Here is a 22,606-nt window from a genome sequence, read left to right on the forward strand (position 1 = left end):
AACGAAGCACACCGCGGATCGCAGTGCAGCGGTCACCGCCTGACTCGCCGTCAGCGCGCGCCGCTCGTTCAGGTCAAATCGGATCCGCGCGACTGCGCATCGTCGCCGAGATAGATCCGCGCGCCGCCATCCCCCTCGCCCGCCTCGATCCGCACGTCACCCGTTGCGGCGGCGATCGCGTCGTAAACGTCATCGGCCACGCACACCACCGGCACCGCAATCGCATACAGCTCGGCGGCCACGATCGCGCCGATCGAGATGATCAGGTCGCGCTCCTTCAGCACGATCGCAACCGGCCCCGTGCCGTTGCGCACGGCTTCCGCGAGCACGCTGCTGCTCGAACTCGAACCCTTCGCATGCGGCATCACCATCACCTTGCCGGCGAGACTTGCGCCGGCCTGCGGATGCCCGCGATCGACGATCCTGCCCGCGCCCGAGTCGTAACCGCCCCAGAAGCTGAGCGGCTTGTCGAGCACGAACGGGCGCGCGCACGCGCTGCCCGGCACGAGCGTATCGCCCGTCAAACCCTTGCCCGTCGCTTCAGTCATCGAATCGCACCTTTCCTTCGAATGCCGATCGCACGCATTCGCGCATGCTGCCGTACGCCACCGTCACGCCGATGTTCGCGGGCGCATACGACGCCCATTTCCCCGAGTTGGTCATCACCAGCCCCGACAGTTGCTTCATCACGGGCGTGATGTACGTGCAGGTGTCGACGACGATCTGGATGCCGCGCGCGGCGAACTTGTCCGCGAGGCCGGTTTCGCCCAGTTCCCACAAAATGAACCGGCTCGTGTTCACATAGAAATCGCAGGCCGGCTTACCGTCGAATGCGTCGAGCAACCCATCGAGCGTGCGGAATTCGGCGAGCGAGAAATGCGGCGTGCCGAGCGCCACCGCGACGAGTTCATCGCCGTCCGCGCCGTGGTTCAGCGTGCGGCGAATCTCGTCGAGATCGGCCATCGAAACATCGACCGTGCGTTGCGCCGCGCGGCCGTGCAATGCGGCGTCGAGCGTCGACGCCTCGGGCGTCACGCCGACCGCATGGAACAGCGCGACGGCCCCGCTCGATGCGGCGGCCGCGCCCAGCGCCTTGAGTTCGTCTTCGGTGGTGTCCGCCGGCAACCCGACGATCGCCGGCACGACCGCGCCCGCGATCCTGCCGACAGCCAGGCCGAGAGCGGCGAAATGGATATCGCGCGACGGCAGGTGGCTGAAATCCGGCGCGTTGAACACGATCCGCGCGGCGCGGTTCGCTTCGACGTGCAGCCCCGCATACGGTGCCCGCCCGGTGATCGCGGCGGCCAGATCGAGGAAATCGCCATACCGGCTCGTGCGCGCGCCGAGCACCGAGTTCGCGAACACGATCGCATTGGATTCCGCCCACGCGATCTGCTCGCCTTTCGCGGGACGATGCTTCAACTGATACGGCGCGCACGTGAAGCTCGATTCGCAGCCGAGCTGCAGATGCGCGTCCATCAGGCGCTGCGCGTCGCGCTGGATCGTGCGGTCGCCGTGGTACAGCTCGGGATGGATCAGGTCGAGCGACCCGACGTTCAAGGTGGTCGGCACCGCGACCTTCGCGCCCGTGTCGACGAAATATTCGACGAAATCGAGGCTGGTCTGGCCGTGGTAAAGACAGCCGTCGATATGCGCGGACGTGATGTCGATCAGGTGCGGCGCGGACATCACGTGCGCCGTGCGCGCGACGATCCGCATCGCGCGGGCGACGCCGTCGCCGAAATCCCCGCGCAACATCGCGTCGTCGCGGTCACTCAACTGCAGCATCGATTGCTCCTCGTGACTCGTACCGGCGGCGCCGGCCCGTGAAATCCGTCAGAGGACTCTACAACTGGAAATAAAACCTGTCCAGATCACCATCAATCCGGGCAGATTCGAAACCAATTTACGATCCAGAAGGCGTTGACCTCCACACTCCGGCCTGCTCAAAGCGGCGGATGGCTCGAATTCCGCTCCAGTTCTCTGCAACGTGCGGCGCCGGATGCAGCAGCCTGCCCGTCTAGCGTTGCGCGGTGAGGCTGAACAGTTCGTCGCGCAGCGCCTTCGCGCGGCCCTGACCGAACTGCGTCTCGAATTCGTCCTGCGCGGCCTGCCACGCGACCTTCGCTTGCGCGAACGTGCGCTCGCCGAGCTTCGTGAGGCTCAACGCATGCGCGCGCGCATCGTGTTCGGACGCGGCCGTCGCGACAAAACCATCGCGCTGCAGCGGCTTCAGCGCGCGCAGCAGCGTCGTGCGATCCATCACGAGCGCCTCGGCGAGTTCGCTCATCAACAGGCCGGGCCGATGCGTGAGGTTCACCATGATCGAGAACTGCGCGGGCGTGACGCCGACCGGGGCCAGATGGCGTTCGTACAGCTGCGTGACGAAACGCGCCGCCTGACGCAGCGCGAGGCAGTTGCACGCTTGGGCAATCTTGATGTCGTTCATGCTTCGCAATTTATATGTGCATATGCATAAAGTCAATGTACACTCCGCCGTAACAGGGCCGGCGGCCGGCCGAACGCATCCGGCGCCCCGCCATCGCGTCAAGGAGACGGACATGGACTACATCGACAAGCTGCGGATCTTCCGGTCGGTGGTCGAGATGCGCAGCTTCACGCGCGCCGCCGACATGCACGGCCTCGCGCGGCCTGTCGTGTCGCGTGCGGTCGCGGATCTGGAGGCGCGCTTCGGCAGCCGGCTGCTGCACCGGACCACGCGTCAGGTGTCGCTGACCGAAACGGCCGAGCGTATCTACGAGCGCTGCGCGGCCGTGCTCGACGAGCTCGACGCGCTCGAAGTGGAAGCGCAGTCGCAGACCCGCGAGCCCGAAGGCCTGCTGCGCCTCGTCGCGCATACCACCGCCGCGCTGAACCGGCTCGTGCCGCTGATCGCCGGCTTCAAGAGCGCGCATCCGAAGATCCGTCTCGACGTCACGCTGACCGAGCGCCCGGTCGATCTCGTCGGCGAAGGCTACGACATCGGCATCGTCGTGCCGTACATGCTGACGAGCGAAACGACCGTCGTGCGGCTGGTCGAGCGCATTCCGGTCGTGATCGTCGCGACGCCCGCGTATCTGCGCGCGCATGCGCGCCCCGAGACGCCGGCCGACCTGGCCGATCATCCGTTCGTGCCGCTGTCGCCGTCGCTGCGCCGGCCCGCGCTGTCGTTCCGCGTCGACGGCGACACGCTGACCCTGCCGTACCGCTTCGACATCTCGTCGAACAGCCCTGTCTTCAACCGCGAAATGGTGAAGCACGACTTCGGCATCGGCGTCGTCCCGAAAACGCTCGTCGAAGCCGAACTCGCGTCGGGCGCGCTCGTGCAGTTGCTCGCGAACGCCGATCTCGTCGATGCGTTCGTCGAGATCAAGCTCGCGTACGCGAACCGCGCGCTGCTGCCCGCGAAGGTCAAGGCGTTCATCGACTACACGGCCGCCTATTGCGACCGCGAAGGCGGGATCGTTCCCGCGGCCGCCTGATCCGGCGCCCGGACGCGCCGGCCTGCCGCCGATTGGTACAGCCACGACACCAATTTGATCCAGCCCCGGCCATCGCTTCGCGCCACCGCAGCCCCTAACATGTGCACATGCACAACACTACGCTCACCGATGACGATTGCTTCGCGGTCCGGCAAGCCGCCCGCCGGATCTCGCAGTTCTACGAGCGTTACCTGTCGCGGGCGGGCGTCACGCCGTCGCAGTACAGCATTCTCGCGTTGCTGCGCGACCGGCCGGACCTGACGATGTCGGCGCTGTCGTCCGTGCTGGTGATCGAGCGCACCGCGCTGCTGCGCGCGCTCAAGCCGCTCGTCGGCGCGGCGCTGGTAACGGGACGGATCGAGCCGCCGTACCGCCGCCAGACGTTCGCGCTGACCGCGCACGGCGAAACGAAGATCGCCGACGCGCACGTGCACTGGCTCGCCGCCCAGGAAGCGTTCGAACGGCGCTTCGGCCCGACGCAGGCGGCCCGGCTGAGAGACGAATTGTTCCGGATCACGCACAACCTGCCGGAACGTTAACCCCTTTCCCGATCGACGACGCGTCGTCGACCGTCTCAATAAGTGCATATACATAGGTGAATCGATGGATACGACCCAAGCCGCTGCCTCCCGCGAAGCAGCCACAATCGACCGGCCCGCGAAGCAGCAACGCCGCGTGCCGTGGATGCGCATCGCGGTGGGCGCCGTCGTCGTCGTGGTTGTCGCGGCCACGCTCGACTGGCTGTTCGTGCTGCGCTTCCAGGAAAGCACCGACGATGCGTATGTCGGCGGTGACGTGACGGTGCTTGCGCCGAAGGTCAACGGCTTCGTCGACCGGATTCTCGTGACCGACAACCAGCGCGTGAAGGCCGGCGACGTGCTCGTGCAGCTCGATGCGCGCGACTACGATGCGAAGCTCGCGCAGGCCAGCGCCGAAGTCGACAGCGCGCGCTCCGCCGTGACCGAACTCGAAGCGAAGCAGCAACTGCAATACGCGGTGATCGGCCAGCAAGCGGCGGACAAGAACGCGTCGTCGGCCGAACTGACGCGTGCCGCGTCCGACCGCGTGCGCTACCGCGAGCTCGTGAAATCCGACGCCGTGTCGAACCAGATCGTCGAGCGCGCGGACGCCGACTATTCGAAGGCAGGCGCGGCCGTCGAACGCAGCGATGCCGCGCTGCTCGCGTCGAAGCGGCAACTCGACGTGCTCGGCGCGCAGCTCGCCGATGCGCACGCCCGCGTGAACACCGCGCTGGCCGCGCAGCGCGTCGCGGCGCTCAACGTCGAATACACGACGATCCGCTCGCCGGTCGACGGTTACGTCGGCAACCGCACGGGCCGCGTCGGCATGCTCGCGAACGTCGGCGTGCCGCTGCTGACGGTCGTGCCCGCGTCGGGGCTGTGGATCGATGCGAACTTCAAGGAAGACCAGCTTCGCAAGATGCGCGCGGGCGATCGTGTCGACGTGTCGCTCGATGCGTCGAGCACGCGCCTGCACGGCCGCGTCGACAGCGTCGCGCCCGCGACCGGCGCGACCTTCAGCGTGCTGCCGCCCGAGAACGCGACCGGCAACTTCACGAAGATCGTGCAGCGCGTGCCCGTGCGCGTGCATCTCGATCCGCAGCCGGGCCTCGAGCACGTGCTGCGCCCCGGCTTGTCCGCGGTCGTGACCGTGCATACCGACCACGCGAGCTGAGCGGGAGCCGACGATGACCACCGCGTTTTCCGGCGACCCCGCGTCGCAACCGACGAAGCAGCGCGTCTTCGCGTTCGCGCTGATGTGCGTCGGCTTCTTCATGGCGACGCTCGACATCCAGATCGTCGCGTCGTCGCTGCGCGACATCGGCGGCGGTTTGTCCGCGAGCCAGGACGAGCTGTCGTGGGTGCAGACGGCCTACCTGATCGCCGAGATCATCGTGATCCCGATGTCGGGCTGGCTGTCGAAGGTGATGTCGACGCGCTGGCTGTTCGTCGCCTCGGCCGTCGGCTTCACGATCACGAGCATGCTGTGCGGGCTCGCATGGGACATCAACTCGATGATCCTGTTTCGCGGGCTGCAGGGCGCGCTCGGCGCCGCGATGATCCCGACCGTGTTCACCACCGCGTTCGTGCTGTTCCCCGGCAAGCAGCGGCTGATCGCGTCGACGACCATCGGCGCGCTCGCGTCGCTCGCGCCGGCGATCGGCCCCGTGATCGGCGGCTGGATCACCGACCAATGGTCGTGGCACTGGCTGTTCTACCTGAACCTCGTGCCCGGCATCGCCGTGGCCGCGCTCGTGCCGCGCTACGTGCACATCGACGAACCCGATCCCGGCCTCATCAAGCGCGGCGACTATCTCGGCATCGTGCTGATGTCCGGCTTCCTCGGCTGCCTCGAATACGTGCTGGAGGAAGGCCCGCGCAAGAACTGGTTCGGCGACGACGCGATCGTCATCTGCGCGTGGATCTCCGGCATCTGCGGTTTCCTGTTCATCGTGCATGCGCTGACCGCCAAGGATCCGATCGTCGACCTGCGCGCGCTCGCCGTGCGCAACTTCGGGATCGGCAGCCTGCTGTCGTTCGTGACCGGCATCGGGATCTTCGTGACCGTGTTCCTGACGCCGCTGTTTCTCGCGCAGGTGCGGGCGTTCAGCTCGCTGCAGATCGGCATCGCGCTGCTGTCGGTCGGCGCGTTCCAGTTGCTCGCGCTGTGCGCGTATGCGTTCGCCGCACGCTACGTCAGCATGCGCGCGCTGCTCGTGTTCGGGCTGATCTGCTTCGGCCTCGGCTGCTACCTGTACACGCCGATCACGCACGACTGGGGCTGGCGGGAACTGCTGCTGCCGCAGGCGCTGCGCGGCATCGGCCAGCAGTTCAGCGTGCCGCCGATCGTGACGATGGCGCTCGGCTCGTTGCCGCAGTCGCGACTCAAATCGGCGAGCGGCCTGTTCAACCTGATGCGCAATCTCGGCGGTGCGATCGGCATCGCGGTGAGCGCGACGATGCTCAACGACCGGCTGAACTTCCACTACCTGCGCCTGAACGAGCACGTGAGTGCCGGCGAACCGCAGATCGCGTCGTTGCTCGACCACCAGGCCGCGTACTGGACGTCCGTGGCAGGCAATACGCTGAACACCGCGCAAGCGGGGCTCGCGAACCTGCATCACCTGATCTATCGCGAAGCGTTGACGCTGACCTACGCGGATGCGTACTACGCGCTGTCGCTGTGCTTCGTCGTCGCGCTGCTTGCCGTCGCGTTTTCCAAACCCATCACCTTGAACGCGCCGCCGCCGGACGCGCACTGAGAATCCCATCATGAAAAAGCTACTCGTCGCCCTCGCCGTCAGCGCGTTCGCCGCAGGGTGTGCGGTGCAACCCGCGCAGCATCCGGCGCTGCACGATTCGGTTCAGACGCTCGCGCCCACTGCATGGGATACCGACGTGCCGCGTGCGGACATCGACGCCGCCGCGTGGTGGGCGCAATTCCACGATCCCGTGCTCGACCGGCTGATCGCGACCGTGCTCGACGGCAACCTCGACCTGCAGGCCGCCGCCGAACGCGTGAAGCAGGCGCAGGCGCTGACCGTGCAGAAGCGCGCGGTGCTGCTGCCCGAACTCGACGCGACCGCGCATGCGTCCGACGCGCGCCAGAACACGCCGCCGCCGCTCGGTTATGTGCGGCAGGCCGGCGCGGGGCTCGCGCTGAGCTGGTCACCCGATGTGTTCGGCGGCGAACGGCTCGATTTGCTCGCCGCACAGGCCGAGCTCGTCGGGCAGAAGCATGCGGAAGATGCAATGCGGCTCGCGCTCGCGGCCGATGCGGCATCCGCGTATGTCGATCTGCGTTGGGCGCAACAGGAACTGAAGATCCTGCAAGACAACGCGAAGATCCGGCAGCATGCGCTCGAACTCACGCGCAAGCGGCAGGCGTTCGGGCTGTCAACGGAACTCGACGTCACGCGCGCGCAGAACCAGCTCGATGCGCTCGAAGCGCGGATTCCGCCGACGCAGGCGCAGATTTCGCATCAGCTCAATCTGATTGCCGTGTATTCGGGGCGCACGCCGGAATCGGTCGATCGGCTCGTGTTGGTGCAGGCGGGCGAGATTCCCGCGCCGCCGGTTGGTGCGCCGGGTACGTTACCTTCGCAGGCGTTGCTGCGACGTCCCGATGTGTTGACTGCATATGCGCAGGTCGAGCGGCGTGCGGCGCAAGTGGGTGCTGCGAAGGCCGAGCGGTATCCGAAGTTTTCGCTGAATTTGACGGACGGGATTCTGGCGGCGTCGTATCTCGGGTTGCCTACGTTGACCGACAACCTGTTCAGCGCGGCGTTGAGCGCGACAAGTCCGATCTTCAACGCGGGGCGTATTACAGCCGATATCTCGCAGAGCGAAAGCCGGATGCGCGAGTCGGAACTCGGGTTAAGGCAGACGATGCTGCAGGCGTTGCGGGAAGTCGAGGATGCGCGTGCGAATCTCGTCAGTTCCGATGAAGCGACGCGGAAGCTCGATAGCGCGTTGACTGCTTCGGACAAGGCGCTCGGGTTGGCGAATCAGCTCTATAAGGGCGGTGCGACGGATTTTCTGGATGTGCTGTCGGCGCAGGAGGTGTATCTGCGGGATTCGGATTCGCTCAATCAGGTCAAGCGCGAGCATGCGCTGGCGGCAGTCGCGCTTTATCGATCGCTTGGAGGTGGGTGGAGCAGGAACGCGGCGGCGGAGGCTGTGGCGAAGAATTGAGCGCCGGGGTGTGCAGGGTTAGCCGATCGTCGAATACCTTCGCTGCCCCTGCACGATGCGTGCTCCGCAAAAGGAAAGGTCACTCACTTCCTGACGTCACGTACGACAAAGTACAGGTCCTTGGTTTTCGCATTCACGAGATACCCACCGTGAACATTTTGAAACGACCCGCTTCGCCCCAGCCCGTCGAAATTGAAGCTCACGCATAGGTAGCGCTGACGGCCATCTCCTGCGATGCTCCACTGCGCCAGCGCGGGATTGAACGCAGTGGGCTTGATTCCGCGGTTGTTTCCAACGGAGATGGCCGCGGACAATCGGTAGAGCTTTCCGGAATAGATCAACGCCTGCGTCGACTTTCCTTCGGCGTAACCCACGTCGGCACCTTCGTGTCTGACGAGGTAACTCGCGTTGAAGCCGTCAGCGTAGTCGTCCTCTTGCGACACTTCGTGCGTGTTGATGTCACGGATGACGATGGAGGGTGAGACGGACTGCGCCAGAAGGCAGCTCTTGACCAAAGCCTCGCCCGGAGGCGCCGCCCATCCGGTGATGGAGGCAGCCATGACCACCACTGCCGAACATATTTTCTTCATTGGTATTCGCTCCCACACGGATTCGGTGGGTTGAACGAAGCGATGCTGCATGCCACCCCGCGCGGGCATACGACGCATCGGCGGGCGGCGCAAATGCCCGCGCCACCGACACGCCCCACGCACCCGCGAATTACAGCGACGGCCGCTTCAGCTTCACCCAGCGCTGCACCGACGGCCGCTCCCACTGCGCGCGCGCATAGTCGGCAAGACGCTGCGGCACCGGATCGTCATTCAGCACCAGACGGTTCAGCATCACCGCCAGATCGACATCCGCAATGCTCCACTCGCCGAACAGGTTTGCCGCGCCCGGCGCGAGCAGCTTGTCGGCGGCCACGAACAGCTTCTGCGCGGCAGCCTGCGCCAGATTCGACAGCGGCTCGCTCGTCGGGCCGTAGAACAGCACTTCGGTCGACCGCTCCGTGCGGATCGGCATCAGGTCGCTGCGCAGCCACGCCTGCACTTGTCGCGCACGTGCACGCTGGCGCGAATCGACCGGATAGAGCCGCGTGCCCGGGAATGTCTCGTCGAGATACTCGGTAATCGCCGACGATTCCGACAGCGCGAAATCGTCGTGCACGAGCGTCGGCACGCGTTGCGTCAGCGACGTCGCCGCATAGTCGGGCGCGAAATGCGCGCGGTTGCCGAGATCGACAGTCACCAGTTCGTAAGGCAGCGCTTTTTCCTCGAGGGCGACGAAGACCGACATCGCGTAAGGGCTCGTGTATTGCGCATCCGCGTAGAGACGGAGATTACCGGTTTGCACTGCAGGCTCCTTTTGGGGGTGGAGGTCGGCGACTGCGGGGCGGTCCGCCGACGGGCTCCGGGTGGATCAATGCGGCGTGTGCGACAGATTAGCAGTGGGAAAGGCGGTGTTGGTGGTTTCATGCGCGTTGTGGCCGTTTGGTCATACTGCGCGTAAGTCGACACCTGATCTCTCAGTCAGTGTCAGATCAGACCCGAGCTCGATGGGCCGTCGCTTCATCGAGGGTCGTGATCGACCCTTCTGAGACATTCGGCTGCTTCGAGGCGAGCGGCCGGTTCGGCCGGCGGATTCAACCGGCCGTTTGCACAGGCTTGAGTCGACGTCCGAGGCGGGCCGGGTCGCGCCGATCGGTGAGCAGATGTCATTTGAACACCCCATCGGTGCCCTCGCGGAATCCGGCCATTGCGCGCTCCTACGCGAACGACAACTCAATGCGCATCGATGAACGCCAATACCGCAGCGTTAAACGCGGTTGGATTGATCCGCGGCATGGAGTGACTGGAGTTCATGATGCGCACCTGCTCTGCATGCTTCAGGCAGGGCAGGAGGTTGGCCTGGACCTGACTCATCGCGGGTGTGATCTTCTCGGAACGCAGCAGCAGAACCGGTGCTTCGATGTGCCGGGCGTCCTCACAGGTGTACGGCGCCCAGTGGTTGCCTTCGTTATCGGGGGCAATGAAAGTCCACGCATTGTCCCGGTACCACTGCCTGGCGCTCTCCGACATTGCATCCCAGGCGCCTGGGCCGTTGACGAATGTCGCAAAGGCGATCAGGCCGGCATCCTTGTCGCCCTGCTTGAATTTCTCGGCCATCTCGCGGTACAGCGCCCGCCGTTCTTCGCCGGCAGAAGAAGTCGAACTCGCAGGCATAAAGGCGCGCATGCCCGACGCGGGCTCGCTCAGCGAGAGACTACGGACCAGCTCAGGCGCGGCCTTGGCGACATACAGTGCCAGGGTGCCACCGCGCGAATGGCCGACCAAATGCACCGGTCCGGCCTTGAGTTGACGGATGAACGTGACCAGATCATCGGCGTGCTGCTCCAGGCTGAACTCACCTTCACCGTTCCAAGGCTCCGGATAGAAATGCCGTAGGCTGACGGAGATAACCCGGTACTTCTGGGCAAACGGGCCCATCTGGGCGCCAAAGTAGCGGTAGTCGGATCCTGCTCCTGGGATCAGCACCACCGGGACGCCGGAGCCCTGCTCTATGTAGGCCATGTCGTAGCCATTCACCGGCATCGATTTCACGCCGGGTGGGAGGTCCCAGGTACGTGCGGTGGGCGCCGTAGCCGAGGCGGTTGGCAGTGGAGACCGGCAAGCGGCCAGGCATAGAAACATCAAGGCCAGCAGCGTTGTTCGCATGAGACTCCTCCGTTTTGCCATGACGTGGAGGCCCCGTCTGTGTGACGGCAACCCTAGCCAAGCATAGGCGACGGACAGCGACCTGAAAGCACGAAGAATGACCTGTGAGCGATCGGCAGGCTAATGGGGGTCCGCGGTCTGGGCGAAGGGGACGCCTGAATGTCGGGATGAAGGTGTCGGCGAACGTCTCTTCATGGCCGGCAGGCGACGGCAAGATCGATGCAGCCGACCAGGTGGGATCGTGACGAGTCCTGGCGATTAGTCAGCTCGGTGCCACCGACCTGACTTGTCACACACGCTGACTCTTTCATCATTCAGCCGGACTTGCTCCTCATTGACCTTCAGCGAGGTCGAAAGATCAATGTCAAAGGCGACATTGAGCGCCTGCCTGACATGGATAGCCTCAACGGGAAGCTCCCAGGTCAGGAATACCTGAGTGCAATCCTGGTCGGGCGGGAAGTCGTCCACATCAAAACCGCTGCTGCCGCGCCGAATGACGCCATGAGACTGGCAGGTATCGAATATCAGAACCGAACCCCGGGTCAGGGGGATTCGAAGACCCAACGATGGAAAGTGTACGTCCTGACCCTTATCCTCGCTCAGGAAGAGATTGCAGAAGGCCGCGCCGCCATACTGCTCTCCGTCGTGGTGATACCTCGCGCCGCGGCAAGCCATGAGAGCGACGTCACTGGAGGCAAGTACGCCGGGCAGTCCAAGCTTGCTCGCCCAATCAGCCACTGCCTGCACGCAGTGCGAGTAGTCCGGCCAGCGCGCTCGTGCTCGTGCCAGAGGTAACGCCTCAACATCCCCAGGTTCCAGGGTCATGCGGGACGAAATCTCCCTAGCCCAATCCGCGAGCAGACGCGCCGGCGGCTCTGGCACGTCGACCGTGCCGGACAGCACGATGTCACTTACGCGCCGACTGCGGATGGCGTCGCCGCTCCAGAAATAGGAGGTGAGCCCGTTTTGGGGCTGGGGTTGCAGGGAAGGGTCGCTCATTTGTCGCAGTGTAAAGCGGCTACCTTGGTCGCCGTGCCATCTCGCGCCAGCGAATGGCGCTTCCCGGACCCATTGCAGCCACTCGATCTGCTCAATAGCGGTCATTCACCGCCCGGACCGGCATGCGCAATTCCCGCTTAATTCTCAGTGAGCGATTCGCTGACGAAGACGTTATAAGCACAGAGTCTGAGTATCTCTGCATTCGCGAACTGCGCCGCAAGCGCGTCTCGATTTGGAAACGGGCAGTGCTCATGTATAAACGAAACCCAATAGGCTGCCTGGTTCAGATCGTTTGGCATATTACGTCCTGGCATCGCGGCTTCCGGCGTCAACGCGTCGATTGTCAGCGATTCAAGCCGCACTGTCGAACGTCTCAATGTGGCCGAACTGAGTCAGACGATCTGACGCTGTCTGTTTGGTCCAGTCTAGCCTTATACACATACTGCGTCGGGCCAGCGGTAGCCGATCACTTCGTTCAACGGGTACGCGAGTTCGCGCACTTCTTCCAGTTGGTTGCCGCCGAACAGGTGGACGTGTTCATCGTCGTGACGCAGGTAGAAACCGACGTGACCTTTCCAGCTCGCGGGATCGTCGCGCGTCAGGATCGCGATGCAGCCGTAGACCGGGCGCTCCAGCGGGCGGCCCCATTCGAGCCACGAACGCGCGAGTGCGGAGCCAGTGCCGCGAATGCCGGCGTGCGTCATGCACCAGTTGACGAAGGACGAGCACCAGGAAATTTTGTCGTCGTAACCGACCAGGTTCGTCTGGTTGTTGTACTCGACGATGCGCGGGTTGATGCTGCCGGGCGGATGGCGGCGGATGCCGAGTTCGGCCAGCGCGACGGCCATCCACGGCGGATGTCCGGCTTTCGGTTTGCTCTCAGGGTTCAATCGGGTCACGTCGTTCTCGGGCGAGTGCGATTTGTGGTCAATTTTCGCATGAATGCCGCGTAACGACGAACGCCAACGGGAAGCCGGCACTGGACGAATGGTCGATCCCTCATGTATTCCCCACTCGCGGTGGGAAATGATCCAGCGCGAACGCGATGCACGCGCGGAGTTTGGCGGACGCATCGGTCTCGCGCTCGTAGACCAGCACAGCTCGGAATCGGAGACGGCGGCCACCGGCTGTGGCCGCCAGGCGGAAGCGGTTCGACCGTGGATGGAATGAAAGGACGAACCCGCAGCGCGATTCAGGTTGCCAGCGCGGCGCGGCACTCGTTGGCACACGCGCGACACGACTCCATGCACGCCTTGCACGGCGCGTGCCTGTCAGCGTGCTTTTTGCACTCCGCCTCGCAATCGCGGCAGGCATCCAGGGCGACCTTGGCTAACGCCGGAAGATAGTGCGAATTCTGGTTGGCTAGACCTTGCAGGGCGCCGCAAATGGAAAGCATTTGCGACACGCTGGTTGCACAGGCGGCAAGGTCCTGGTTTCCCTTGCCCAAAAGACCGATGCAATGGCTCACGCAGACCTGCCCGGTCGACACACACTCGCCCGCCGCATTGGCGAGCGCGCCGTATTGACCGCCATGATGCTGATGAGAGGTTTCCGCAGGCGAGCTTTCCTGGGCCGAGGCCCGTTCAATTGTCGCGAGTGCGGAAAGCGCGAGCAGCCCGGTACCGAATAGTGCGTCACGTCTGTCCATGTGAGAATCTCCGAAAAAATTCACTGCAATGACAATACGTTTGAAAGCACGCATTCGCAGCCGCTGGAGCAAGGGGCTGGAATCGTCGAATCCTAACATCAGGGAACCGAAAAAACTCGATCCGGCCGGCAATAGATGCGTAACGCATCGACTCATATACGCCGGGGCGTACAGTTGCGGAAAAGGAAAAAGTCGCGGCAATCGGTACGCCGACACGCAAACACCCGTCAAGCCGATCATGACACCGTGCCAGCAGTTGCGCCGGTAATCGCCGATGCGGTGATCCACGCGTGCCATTGCGTCGCGAAATCGAACGCCGGATCGATCGCAAACGCAGCGTCGAGCGCATCGGCCAGGGTTGTTCCGTTTTGCAGCGCGATGAAGGCCGCGTGAGCAGCCTCGGTGTGAACGCATACCGTGGGGTGCCACGCTGGACGCACGACGAGCGTCCAGGTGGGGCCGTCGGGCCGTTGTGGGAAGTTGCCTCCCGGTTGATGTCCCCGCCAGATGTCGGCAATGGCGAAATCGGAGGCGATAGCCGTGCAGGCCGGATGTATCGCGAGTTGCGCATCCAGCAGACGCTCGTCACCGAGTTCGAGCCATTGCTGCGCCGTGAATACCGATACGTCAGCGGCGAAGCAGGCAACGTGCAGCGCCCATTCAAGGCGCGCAACATCTGCAAAATATCGAAAGCGCGAATCTCGCTCGTATTCTCCAATGAAGACCGGCAACGCATCGCCAAAGCGATTGAGGTCGCCGCTTCGGGACGGATGCGCGCGAGCGTACGCAAGCGACAACGCATCAAAATATGCATCGCCAACCAGCGCCAGCAACACCGGATAGGCGTTCGCGAGCGCGCCACGCCAGTGCGAACGGACGTTACCGCGATAAAGTCCCACGCGCTGATGCAAAACCTCGTCGGGTTCTGCGGTGGCCACCAGCGGCGATTCATGCACATCATTTTCACCGGCTCGACCGGGTGCGTCGCCGGTGACCTGCGACGGCGGCTTCACGAATTCGAGCAGCAGTTTCTCCTGCTCCGGATCGCCAAGGGCGCTCGCGAAGATTCGCTGGAGCGATTCAAGCGGCATCGCCATCACTCACCCCACCCGCTATAGCGCTCGATAGCTGCCGCGCGTCCTGTCGCACCCGGACCTGTGCAACACGCGCAAGACGGGCTTCGTCGACCAGCACGCTCAACGGCGGAATGGCCGTGTCCCATTCGATCAGCGTCGGCACGTCGCCGAAGCGGCGCAGCGCATGTTCATGGAGCGCCCAGACAGCAGGCGCAACCCGGGAGCCGTGGTCATCGATGACGGCCGCGCCGGTCACACGATGGCCGGCCAGGTGGATTTCGCCGACCACGCCGGGCGGCAACGCATCCATCGCCGACATCGCGTCCTCGCCGTGATTGCACTGATTCACGTACAGATTGTTGACGTCGAGCAGCACGCCGCATCCGGTGCGCCGAGCCAGCTCGGAAAGGAATGCCGTTTCACCGTACCGGTCGTCGTTGAACCGAAGCCAGGTAGAAACGTTTTCGAGCAGGATCGGCCGACCCAGTGCCTCCTGCACTTCGTTGACTCGCACCGTGAGGTGAGCGAGCGCCGCGTCGGTCAGCGGCATTGGCAACAGGTCGTTCAAACTGCCGGCGGCCGTCGCACCCCAGCACAGATGTTCGGAGACGACTGCCGGTTCGATCCGCTCGACCAGGCGCTTGAGCCTGTCCAGATGACCCGCGTCGAGCGGGACGCCCGAGCCGAGCCCGAGGCCGACGCCATGCAGACTGACCGGGAAATCGCATCGCACGATGCCGAGCACGTGCAGGTCGTAGCCGCCGTCACCGAAATAGTTCTCGCTGTGCACTTCCACCCAGTCCACCGCGGGCGGTGCTTCGACGAAGTCGGCGTAGTGAACCTGGCGAAGCCCGATACCGATACCGGATGGCGCGCCGGCACCCGGACGGGTCGCGGTCATGAGAACCCCGGCGTGCTGCGACAATCGCTTCGTGGCATCAGGATTCGGTCGTGCCGCCCAGTTTTTCGCAGGTACCGATCGGCACGATCTTGAAGTCGCCTCGGTCGTTGTCGACCTTCGCCTTGCTCGCGCAATCATGCACGCCGGTCTTGCTCCCGCAGTCGTTCTGGCCGGCCTTGGCGACGCCATAGCACTGCACCTTCGCTTCCTCCTCCGTCGCCGCGACGGCTGCGGCGGCCACGCCGGCGAGTGTCAGGGCAAGCAGGGCCTGCCGGCCAAGATTCGGTTTCATGTGCTTCTCCAGGATAGGGGCGGCAAACGACAGTCGCCGGTGCTGCGCCATGCACGCTCAGGAACCCTGCACGCGCAGGGCGCTGGACTGGTGCAACACCGTTTGCACGATCCTGCCACCATCAGGACGATCTTAGTGCAACGTTTTTATTGGCGCAGTCGGACCATGCCCCACAGCTTCATGGGGACAATCCCGCCGCACCGTCGCAGCCCGCTTGTCGACACATCGAACGTACGCAGCACACGGTATTCGCTAGCGGAACGTCGATGCCGCCGCGACCGACCTGTTTGACAGGTACGTCCGCTCCACCGCGGCTATGTTCGAAGATCCGGCACGCGTCGCCGGCGGTCAAGCGCGATGCGATCGATGTTCGAGTTTTGTGCTCAGGTATGCCGAGTATTTCTTCTGCGTCGCAACCGGTCTAAGCTAGAATCCTGGCGCTCGCATACACCCGACATCATGACCACTCACCACCGCAATCGAATGACTGCATGGCTTGGCATGTTCGCCATGTGGCTCATTGTCTTTGCACCGATCGTGAGTCAGGGCCTGATGTCTCTCGATCGGAATACGCCGTTCGCATCGATCTGCTCGGCCGAGGGTCAGCCGGATGCCGGCGATCAAGCGCTCGCAGTCCACCTCGATGCTTGCGGGTATTGCAACCTGCTCGCGCATCACACGCCTGCGCCGCCGTCCGCCTTGCTGCAACTGCAGGCGACAGCGCACTACAGCGCCGAACAACCTTCAGCTTCGCCGACGTTCATCTGGCGAGACATATTCCCGGCAGCACGCCCCCGGGATTCGCCGCTCCTCGTCTGAATCGATCATTCGCAGCCATGCGAAGAGGCCCCGCCGAATCACGCGGGACTCTCGCCGCTGCGAGTCTGCAATTGGGGCACTTCGCACCGTGCGTCCGCGACGCCGCGGGCACGCTCGCGTGCACCCACGAGACATGAACGAGGAATGACATGCGAATCGAATCGAAGAGAACGATTGACGTTTCACTCGCCGCGCTTGCTTGCCTGACCGGCCTGACCCTGCCCGTGGCAGCCCACGCCTGCGCGACCTGCGGCTGCTCGCTGAGCACGGATGCCGCAGCGGGTTATTCGGCCACGCCGGGCTGGCGCATCAGCCTGGATTACACTTTCCTTCCACAGAACCAGTTGCGTAGCGGAACGAGCGCGGTATCGCCCACCGTGCCGGCGGCGATCAATGCAGCGGGCGGTAGCCAGGAAGTCGAACACCAGACGATCAACCGCTACTGGAATCTCGGCATCAACTACAGTCCGAACCCCAAGTGGAACTTCGGTGCGATCGTTCCGTTCATCGATCGCGGCCACTCGACCTACGGCAACGCCACGCCGGATCAGCTCACGCCCGACAACCTGAGCGGCGTCACGAGCAAGGGGCTGGGCGACATCAAACTGATCGCCAGCTATCAGGGTTTCTTGCCAACCCACAATCTCGGCGTACAGCTCGGCGTCAAGCTGCCTACTGGAAAATACGGCGGCCAGAACGTGCTGACGGGCGCCACCGTCGGCCGCAGCCCGGTGTTCTTCTCGTCAGGTCCGAACGGCGCCAACGGTCAGGCCCTGGATACCAGCCTGCAGCCCGGCACCGGCAGCACGGACCTGATCGTCGGTGCTTATTACTACCAGCCCGTCAGCCAGAACTTCGACGCGTTCATCAACGGTCAATTCCAGTCGGCCGTGGTCGAGAATCTTCACGGCCTCGGTCAGGACTACCGGCCGGGCAATCTCGCGACGGTAAGCGTCGGCCTGCGCTATGAGGCGAACCCGAGGGTCGTCCCGCAGCTCCAGATCAACGTGACTCGCAAGAGCGCGGACCAAGGCGCGCTCGCCGACACCAGCAACACAGCCGGCACGGTCGTCTACCTGTCGCCTGGCGTGACGGTGAACGTGGTGAAGAATCTGAACGTCTACGCATTCGTCCAGAAGTCTCTGTATAGCCGGCTCAGCGGCTATCAGTTGTTTCCGCGCTGGTCGGGCACGGTGGGGGCAAACTATGCTTTCTGACGCCGACGAATCGCCGCGCGCAGGACTCAATGGGACGAGGCGCGACTGGCTGCGCAAGGCCGGCGGGGTGGTGCTGGGAGCCAGCCTCGGAGGATGGCTGCCGGCCGCGCAGGCCGGCGGCCTGGCAGTCGGTCGTCCCGCGCCCGGCCTGATCCTGCACACGCTCGACGGGCAAAGCGTCGCCAGCGAGGATTTGCGTGGGAACGTGGTCATTCTGACTTTCTGGGCCACATGGTGCGAGCCTTGTCGGACCGAACTGCCACTGTTGTCCGCGTACGCCGCGCGCCATGCGGCAAACGGCTTGCGTGTGCTCGGTTTCAGTCTGGACGGACCGGACGATCTCGCGGCCGTCCGGCAAGTGGCGGCCAGTTTGAGCTTTCCGGTCGGCCTCCTGGGCAGCGCATACGCCGGAGGCTATGGCCGAATCTGGCGCATCCCGGTGAACTTCACGATCGACCGGAACGGGCTCCTCGTCGACAATGGCTGGGACGATCCGAAACCCTCATGGACCGCCGATCGCCTCGAGCGTATCGTCACGCCGCTCCTGAATCGCTCCTGAATCATCAGGCAGCGCATCTTCTGCAGTGCGTTGGCCCGCTCCTTCGAAAGAGCGGGCGCACTGATTGCGCATACGACGTTGCCTCAAAGGCGATGTGTTCAAAGCAGCGCCGTCGGGAGATTGCCCGAAACATCGGCGGCTGCCCGGATCGCGGCTCATTCTTCGCGAGGAAATTGATCGAACAGGACAAGTGATTCCAGGTGCGACCTGGACTGCTCTCTCGTCCCCCATCAGAACGACTCGCAGCCGCAGCGCTATAAAAACCACAGCGAGGCAGTTTCTCGGGTGCTCATCGAGAGGATCGAGAGTATGGGCCTAGCGTGTTGGCTTGACCGTGGCGCGCAGGTCGCAGGCCAGCCCAAATAGGTGGGGCGGAGCATGCAGCAGAAACACGTCAAGCGAATGGCAAATCGACAGCGCCCTTCGCGGCTTGCGATCTTCGTGTGGTCCACCCGTATCATGTCTGCAGCGCCATCGACTCCCTGCCCCGCCATGCGCATCACACCCCTGCCGCCCCTTCAGTGCCTCGTCGCGTTCGAAGCCGCCGTGCGGCACGCGAGCTTCACGAAAGCCGCCGCCGAACTGCATCTCACCCAAAGCGCGATCAGCCGCCAGATCCAGCAGCTCGAGGAATTCCTCGGCCGCTCGCTGTTCGTCCGCGAGCATCGTTCGTTGCGCCTGACGATCGCCGGCGAACAATACGCGGCGCAGGTGCACCACCTGCTCACGCAATGCGCGGAAGCCACGCACGACGTGATGAAGCCGTACGGCGATCTCGAACTGACGATCGCTTGCTCGTCCGGTGTTGCGCTGCTGTGGCTTACGCCTCGGCTGCCGGACTTTCGCACCGCGTATCCGAACATCAAGCTGCGCCTGATCGTGCGCGACGGCCTTGCGTCGATGTCGCCGGCGGAATTCGATGTCGGCGTCTACTACGTGCGCCAGCAGGCGCCGGCCGAGTACACCGCGCGCCGGTTGTTCGACGAGGAAGTGTTTCCCGTCTGCTCGCCCGGTTATCTGGCCGGCCGAACGCTGAACGCGGCCGATCTCGCGAACGAAACGCTGCTGCGCCTCGAGGACGGGCAGCGCCAATGGATGTCGTGGTCCGAATGGTTCGGCATGAATGACGTCGACCGCCAGAAGGCACAGCCGCAGGACATCATGATCAATTCGTATCCACAGATCGTGCAGATGACCATTCTCGGCCAGGGCGTGTCGCTCGGCTGGCGCTACATGATCGACGCATGCATCGAGGCCGGCCTGCTCGTGCGCGTGACGGAAGCGACCGCGAGCCACGGCGGCGGTTATTACGTGATCTCGCCGAACGACCGCGCACAGAATCAGGCCGCCCGCCTCTTCACGCGCTGGCTGTTCGAACAGGCGGAGAAGCAGACCGCACCCTGAGCGCGATGCATGCGTGCAGCGCATGCGTGCATGCGAATCTTTCGTTTCAGAAAAAAATCTGGCTGTCCGTAGCATGGGATTCACGCGGGGCAGCCGTCCCGTCTTCTGACAAAGGAAGAGACCATGCAAGGAACGCTTTCCCCGCGCGCCGCGCCTTCCGTCGATGCGGCAGTGCAGCAACGCCGCCGCGCCATCGTCGCGACCGTGATCGGCAACGGCCTCGAATGGTTCGACTTCACCGTCTACAGTTTCTTCGCGGTGATCATCGCGAAGCTGTTCTTTCCGACCGGCAACGAACTGACGTCCGTGCTGCTGACCGTCGCGACGTTCGGCGTCGGCTTCTTCATGCGGCCGGTAGGCGGCATCGTGCTCGGCGTTTATGCCGACAAGGCCGGACGCAAGGCCGCGCTGTCGCTCACGATCCTGCTGATGGCGGCCGGCACCGCGCTCATCGGGATCGCGCCGACCTATGAGCAGGCTGGCATCGCCGCACCGCTGCTGATCGTCGTCGCGCGATTGCTGCAAGGCTTCTCGGCCGGCGGCGAGATGGGCGGCGCCACCGCATTCCTCACCGAATACGCACCGCCGGAGAAGCGCGCGTATTACTCGAGCTGGATCCAGTCGAGCATCGGCTTCGCGGTGCTGCTCGGTGCGGCAACCGGCACGTTCGTCACGACGTCGCTCGACGCACAGGCGCTGCATAGCTGGGGCTGGCGGTTGCCATTCCTGCTCGGGATCATCGTCGGGCCCGTCGGTTATTTCATCCGCAGCCATATCGACGAAACGCCCGCTTTCAGCGCCGTCGAAGCGCAGGTGAAGGAGAGTTCACCGCTGAAGGAAGTGCTGTCCACCTACCCGCGCGAGACGTTCGCGAGCTTTTCAATGGTCATCCTGTGGACCGTCTGCACCTACGTGCTGCTCTTCTACATGCCGACCTATTCCGCGCGCACGCTGCATCTTCCGCAGTCGACCGGTTTCGCGGCCGGCATGGTCGGCGGGATGATGATCATGTGCTGCTCGCCGATCGTCGGCCGGCTCGCCGACGTGTGGGGACGACGCGTGTTCCTGTCCGGCTCGGCGCTCGCGGTCTTCGTGCTCGCGTGGCCGATGTTCGCGTGGATCAACCATGCGCCCGGGTTCGCGTCGCTGATCGTGTTCCAGGCCGTGTTCGGTGTGTTGATCGCTGTCTATACGGGGCCGATCCTTGCGGCGTTCGCGGAACTGTTCCCGACCAAGGTGCTGTCGACCGGGCTTTCCGTTGCGTACAACTTCGCAGTCACGATCTTCGGTGGGTTTGCACCGTTCCTGATTACGTGGCTCATCGCCCGCACGGGCAGCAACATGGCGCCCGCCTTCTACGTGACCCTCGCGGCGGCAGTCAGCTTCGTCGGGACGCGGTTCGTGAAGGATGCGAAGCGGCCTGCCTCCACGACTCGATAAGGAAATTTCCCCATGACCATTACCGTGCTTCAAGGCGGCAACGTACTCGACCTCGAGCGAGGTGTGTTGCTCGAACATCATCATGTCGTGATCGATGGCGAACGGATTGTCGAAGTCACCGATCGGCCGGTGGATTTGCCGAATGCGCAGGTGATCGACGTGCGCGGCAAGACCGTGATGCCAGGGTTCATCGATTGCCATGTGCATGTGCTGGCTTCGAATGCGAATCTCGGTGCCAATGCGACGCAGCCGAATATTCTCGCGGCGATTCGGTCGTTGCCGATTCTCGATGCGATGTTGTCCCGTGGGTTTACCAGCGTGCGGGATGCGGGGGGCGCGGACTGGAGTTTGATGCAGGCGGTCGAGACGGGGCTGGTTTCGGGGCCGAGGATTTTTCCGTCAGGGAAAGCGTTGTCGCAGACCGGCGGGCATGGGGATTTTCGGCCTCGGGGGGATTTGCTGGAGCCCTGCTCTTGTTGCTTTCGGACGGGGGCGATTGCGCGGGTGGTGGATGGGGTTGAAGGGGTAAGGCTCGCGGTGCGTGAGGAGATTCAGAAAGGCGCGACGCAGATCAAGATCATGGCTTCTGGTGGGGTTGCTTCGCCGACTGATCCGATCGCGAACACGCAGTATTCGGAGGACGAGATTCGGGCCATCGTCGATGAGGCCGAGGCCGCGAATACTTATGTGATGGCGCACGCGTATACGGGGCGGGCGATTGCGCGGGCTGTGCGGTGTGGCGTGCGGACGATCGAGCACGGGAATCTGGTGGATGAAGCGGCGGCGAAGATCATGCATGAGCATGGGGCGTTTGTCGTGCCGACGCTGGTGACTTATGACGCGCTTGCGAAACATGGGGCGGAGTTCGGGATGCCTGCCGACTCCGTTGCGAAGGTGGCTTCCGTGCAGCAGAAAGGTCGCGAGTCACTGGAGATCTATGCAAAGGCCGGTGTGAAGATGGGATTCGGGTCGGATCTGCTTGGCGAGATGCACGCGTTTCAGTCGGGCGAGTTTCGGATTCGGGCGGAAGTGCTCGGGAATCTGGAAGCGCTCAGGTCGGCTACGACGGTGGCGGCGGAGATTGTGAATATGACGGGGGAGCTTGGGGTGGTTGCCGTAGGGGCGATTGCAGATTTGATTGTATTGGAAGGGAATCCACTGGAAGATATCGGGCTCGTGGCTGAGAAAAATAAAGCAATCGAATGTGTGTTACAGCGAGGGAGAGTCGTAAAGGCACGGACTGATATGCGTTGACATCTCATCCGCAGATCACAAAATCCCCGGATTATTTTATAATTTCGCCACTTATTTTCATCACATCGCAGCGCGAGCAATTGAAT

At 63.8% G+C, this 22,606-nt stretch carries 23 protein-coding genes; 11 read left to right on the top strand and 12 right to left on the bottom strand.

Annotation, left to right across the window (positions count from 1 at the left end):
• Positions 1-68: 68 nt before the first annotated feature.
• From ACTRWB_RS01130 to ACTRWB_RS01140, 3 genes are all read right to left on the bottom strand, one after another.
• A complete protein-coding gene (locus ACTRWB_RS01130; RefSeq protein ID WP_446900623.1) occupies positions 69-548 on the bottom strand; it encodes an aconitase X swivel domain-containing protein in 480 nt (159 codons plus the stop codon).
• Positions 541-1,788 carry an aconitase X gene (locus tag ACTRWB_RS01135; protein WP_446900624.1) on the bottom strand — a complete coding sequence of 416 codons (1,248 nt, stop codon included), beginning with the start codon at positions 1,786-1,788 and terminating at the stop codon, positions 541-543. The genes ACTRWB_RS01130 and ACTRWB_RS01135 overlap by 8 nt, the downstream gene beginning before the upstream one ends.
• A gap of 232 nt (positions 1,789-2,020) precedes the next feature.
• A complete protein-coding gene (locus ACTRWB_RS01140) occupies positions 2,021-2,449 on the bottom strand; it encodes a MarR family winged helix-turn-helix transcriptional regulator (RefSeq protein WP_048250128.1) in 429 nt (142 codons plus the stop codon).
• Between the two features lie 112 nt (positions 2,450-2,561).
• On the opposite strand from ACTRWB_RS01140, the gene ACTRWB_RS01145 reads away from it, so the two are divergent.
• From ACTRWB_RS01145 to ACTRWB_RS01165, 5 genes are all read left to right on the top strand, one after another.
• Positions 2,562-3,482 (top strand): LysR family transcriptional regulator, encoded by a 921-nt coding sequence (locus ACTRWB_RS01145; protein ID WP_419687616.1) that lies wholly within the window; start codon positions 2,562-2,564, stop codon positions 3,480-3,482.
• A gap of 107 nt (positions 3,483-3,589) precedes the next feature.
• Entirely contained in the window at positions 3,590-4,021 is a 432-nt protein-coding gene (locus ACTRWB_RS01150; protein ID WP_193101091.1) for a MarR family winged helix-turn-helix transcriptional regulator, read from the top strand.
• A gap of 64 nt (positions 4,022-4,085) precedes the next feature.
• Positions 4,086-5,177, top strand: coding sequence for an HlyD family secretion protein (locus ACTRWB_RS01155; RefSeq protein WP_048250125.1), 1,092 nt, complete (start codon positions 4,086-4,088; stop codon positions 5,175-5,177).
• A 13-nt stretch (positions 5,178-5,190) separates the two neighbouring features.
• Complete coding sequence (locus tag ACTRWB_RS01160) at positions 5,191-6,765, top strand: DHA2 family efflux MFS transporter permease subunit (protein WP_343490480.1); 1,575 nt, start codon at positions 5,191-5,193, stop codon at positions 6,763-6,765.
• Positions 6,766-6,775: 10 nt separating this feature from the next.
• Positions 6,776-8,197 (top strand): efflux transporter outer membrane subunit, encoded by a 1,422-nt coding sequence (locus ACTRWB_RS01165; RefSeq protein WP_446900625.1) that lies wholly within the window; start codon positions 6,776-6,778, stop codon positions 8,195-8,197.
• A gap of 83 nt (positions 8,198-8,280) precedes the next feature.
• Here ACTRWB_RS01165 and ACTRWB_RS01170 read toward each other — a convergent pair whose 3' ends face one another.
• From ACTRWB_RS01170 to ACTRWB_RS01210, 9 genes are all read right to left on the bottom strand, one after another.
• Positions 8,281-8,757 (bottom strand): hypothetical protein, encoded by a 477-nt coding sequence (locus ACTRWB_RS01170; protein WP_446900626.1) that lies wholly within the window; start codon positions 8,755-8,757, stop codon positions 8,281-8,283.
• Positions 8,758-8,917: 160 nt separating this feature from the next.
• On the bottom strand, positions 8,918-9,550 hold the full coding sequence (gene yfcF, locus ACTRWB_RS01175) for a glutathione transferase (protein ID WP_412025038.1): 633 nt from the start codon (positions 9,548-9,550) through the stop codon (positions 8,918-8,920).
• A 428-nt stretch (positions 9,551-9,978) separates the two neighbouring features.
• Positions 9,979-10,911 (bottom strand): alpha/beta fold hydrolase, encoded by a 933-nt coding sequence (locus ACTRWB_RS01180; RefSeq protein WP_446900627.1) that lies wholly within the window; start codon positions 10,909-10,911, stop codon positions 9,979-9,981.
• Between the two features lie 258 nt (positions 10,912-11,169).
• Positions 11,170-11,910, bottom strand: coding sequence for a hypothetical protein (locus ACTRWB_RS01185; RefSeq protein WP_446901393.1), 741 nt, complete (start codon positions 11,908-11,910; stop codon positions 11,170-11,172).
• A 431-nt stretch (positions 11,911-12,341) separates the two neighbouring features.
• The gene (locus ACTRWB_RS01190) at positions 12,342-12,758 is read right to left on the bottom strand and encodes a TIGR02594 family protein (RefSeq protein ID WP_419689833.1); all 417 of its coding nucleotides are present in this window, start codon (positions 12,756-12,758) and stop codon (positions 12,342-12,344) included.
• A 344-nt stretch (positions 12,759-13,102) separates the two neighbouring features.
• The gene (locus ACTRWB_RS01195) at positions 13,103-13,846 is read right to left on the bottom strand and encodes a four-helix bundle copper-binding protein (RefSeq protein ID WP_446900628.1); all 744 of its coding nucleotides are present in this window, start codon (positions 13,844-13,846) and stop codon (positions 13,103-13,105) included.
• A complete protein-coding gene (locus tag ACTRWB_RS01200; protein WP_446900629.1) occupies positions 13,795-14,655 on the bottom strand; it encodes an HvfC/BufC family peptide modification chaperone in 861 nt (286 codons plus the stop codon). The genes ACTRWB_RS01195 and ACTRWB_RS01200 overlap by 52 nt, the downstream gene beginning before the upstream one ends.
• Positions 14,639-15,535 (bottom strand): MNIO family bufferin maturase, encoded by an 897-nt coding sequence (bufB, locus tag ACTRWB_RS01205; protein ID WP_446900630.1) that lies wholly within the window; start codon positions 15,533-15,535, stop codon positions 14,639-14,641. The genes ACTRWB_RS01200 and bufB overlap by 17 nt, the downstream gene beginning before the upstream one ends.
• 37 nt (positions 15,536-15,572) lie before the next feature.
• Entirely contained in the window at positions 15,573-15,827 is a 255-nt protein-coding gene (locus ACTRWB_RS01210; RefSeq protein WP_412025044.1) for a BufA1 family periplasmic bufferin-type metallophore, read from the bottom strand.
• A 459-nt stretch (positions 15,828-16,286) separates the two neighbouring features.
• Here ACTRWB_RS01210 and ACTRWB_RS01215 point away from each other — a divergent pair, with 459 nt between their 5' ends.
• The 6 genes from ACTRWB_RS01215 (at position 16,287) to ACTRWB_RS01240 (ending at position 22,520) form a co-directional block, all read left to right on the top strand.
• Complete coding sequence (locus ACTRWB_RS01215) at positions 16,287-16,646, top strand: DUF2946 domain-containing protein (protein ID WP_446900631.1); 360 nt, start codon at positions 16,287-16,289, stop codon at positions 16,644-16,646.
• Between the two features lie 149 nt (positions 16,647-16,795).
• Entirely contained in the window at positions 16,796-17,863 is a 1,068-nt protein-coding gene (locus ACTRWB_RS01220) for a transporter (RefSeq protein WP_446900632.1), read from the top strand.
• Complete coding sequence (locus tag ACTRWB_RS01225) at positions 17,853-18,422, top strand: TlpA disulfide reductase family protein (RefSeq protein WP_446900633.1); 570 nt, start codon at positions 17,853-17,855, stop codon at positions 18,420-18,422. The genes ACTRWB_RS01220 and ACTRWB_RS01225 overlap by 11 nt, the downstream gene beginning before the upstream one ends.
• 492 nt (positions 18,423-18,914) lie before the next feature.
• Positions 18,915-19,826 (top strand): LysR substrate-binding domain-containing protein, encoded by a 912-nt coding sequence (locus ACTRWB_RS01230; protein ID WP_446900634.1) that lies wholly within the window; start codon positions 18,915-18,917, stop codon positions 19,824-19,826.
• Positions 19,827-19,949: 123 nt separating this feature from the next.
• Positions 19,950-21,266 carry an MFS transporter gene (locus tag ACTRWB_RS01235; RefSeq protein ID WP_446900635.1) on the top strand — a complete coding sequence of 439 codons (1,317 nt, stop codon included), beginning with the start codon at positions 19,950-19,952 and terminating at the stop codon, positions 21,264-21,266.
• 12 nt (positions 21,267-21,278) lie between these two features.
• Entirely contained in the window at positions 21,279-22,520 is a 1,242-nt protein-coding gene (locus ACTRWB_RS01240) for an amidohydrolase family protein (RefSeq protein WP_446900636.1), read from the top strand.
• Positions 22,521-22,606 lie beyond the last annotated feature (86 nt).

The organism is Burkholderia sp. YIM B11467 (genome assembly GCF_052952715.1).

Coding starts and splice junctions, on each gene's coding strand:
- ACTRWB_RS01130 (WP_446900623.1), bottom strand. CDS start 548: ATGACTGAAGCGACGGGCAAGGGTTTGACGGGCGATACGCTCGTGCCG.
- ACTRWB_RS01135 (WP_446900624.1), bottom strand. CDS start 1,788: ATGCTGCAGTTGAGTGACCGCGACGACGCGATGTTGCGCGGGGATTTC.
- ACTRWB_RS01140 (WP_048250128.1), bottom strand. CDS start 2,449: ATGAACGACATCAAGATTGCCCAAGCGTGCAACTGCCTCGCGCTGCGT.
- ACTRWB_RS01145 (WP_419687616.1), top strand. CDS start 2,562: ATGGACTACATCGACAAGCTGCGGATCTTCCGGTCGGTGGTCGAGATG.
- ACTRWB_RS01150 (WP_193101091.1), top strand. CDS start 3,590: ATGCACAACACTACGCTCACCGATGACGATTGCTTCGCGGTCCGGCAA.
- ACTRWB_RS01155 (WP_048250125.1), top strand. CDS start 4,086: ATGGATACGACCCAAGCCGCTGCCTCCCGCGAAGCAGCCACAATCGAC.
- ACTRWB_RS01160 (WP_343490480.1), top strand. CDS start 5,191: ATGACCACCGCGTTTTCCGGCGACCCCGCGTCGCAACCGACGAAGCAG.
- ACTRWB_RS01165 (WP_446900625.1), top strand. CDS start 6,776: ATGAAAAAGCTACTCGTCGCCCTCGCCGTCAGCGCGTTCGCCGCAGGG.
- ACTRWB_RS01170 (WP_446900626.1), bottom strand. CDS start 8,757: ATGGCTGCCTCCATCACCGGATGGGCGGCGCCTCCGGGCGAGGCTTTG.
- ACTRWB_RS01180 (WP_446900627.1), bottom strand. CDS start 10,911: ATGCGAACAACGCTGCTGGCCTTGATGTTTCTATGCCTGGCCGCTTGC.
- ACTRWB_RS01185 (WP_446901393.1), bottom strand. CDS start 11,910: ATGAGCGACCCTTCCCTGCAACCCCAGCCCCAAAACGGGCTCACCTCC.
- ACTRWB_RS01190 (WP_419689833.1), bottom strand. CDS start 12,758: ATGGCCGTCGCGCTGGCCGAACTCGGCATCCGCCGCCATCCGCCCGGC.
- ACTRWB_RS01200 (WP_446900629.1), bottom strand. CDS start 14,655: ATGGCGATGCCGCTTGAATCGCTCCAGCGAATCTTCGCGAGCGCCCTT.
- bufB (WP_446900630.1), bottom strand. CDS start 15,535: ATGACCGCGACCCGTCCGGGTGCCGGCGCGCCATCCGGTATCGGTATC.
- ACTRWB_RS01210 (WP_412025044.1), bottom strand. CDS start 15,827: ATGAAACCGAATCTTGGCCGGCAGGCCCTGCTTGCCCTGACACTCGCC.
- ACTRWB_RS01215 (WP_446900631.1), top strand. CDS start 16,287: ATGACCACTCACCACCGCAATCGAATGACTGCATGGCTTGGCATGTTC.
- ACTRWB_RS01220 (WP_446900632.1), top strand. CDS start 16,796: ATGCGAATCGAATCGAAGAGAACGATTGACGTTTCACTCGCCGCGCTT.
- ACTRWB_RS01225 (WP_446900633.1), top strand. CDS start 17,853: ATGCTTTCTGACGCCGACGAATCGCCGCGCGCAGGACTCAATGGGACG.
- ACTRWB_RS01230 (WP_446900634.1), top strand. CDS start 18,915: ATGCGCATCACACCCCTGCCGCCCCTTCAGTGCCTCGTCGCGTTCGAA.
- ACTRWB_RS01235 (WP_446900635.1), top strand. CDS start 19,950: ATGCAAGGAACGCTTTCCCCGCGCGCCGCGCCTTCCGTCGATGCGGCA.
- ACTRWB_RS01240 (WP_446900636.1), top strand. CDS start 21,279: ATGACCATTACCGTGCTTCAAGGCGGCAACGTACTCGACCTCGAGCGA.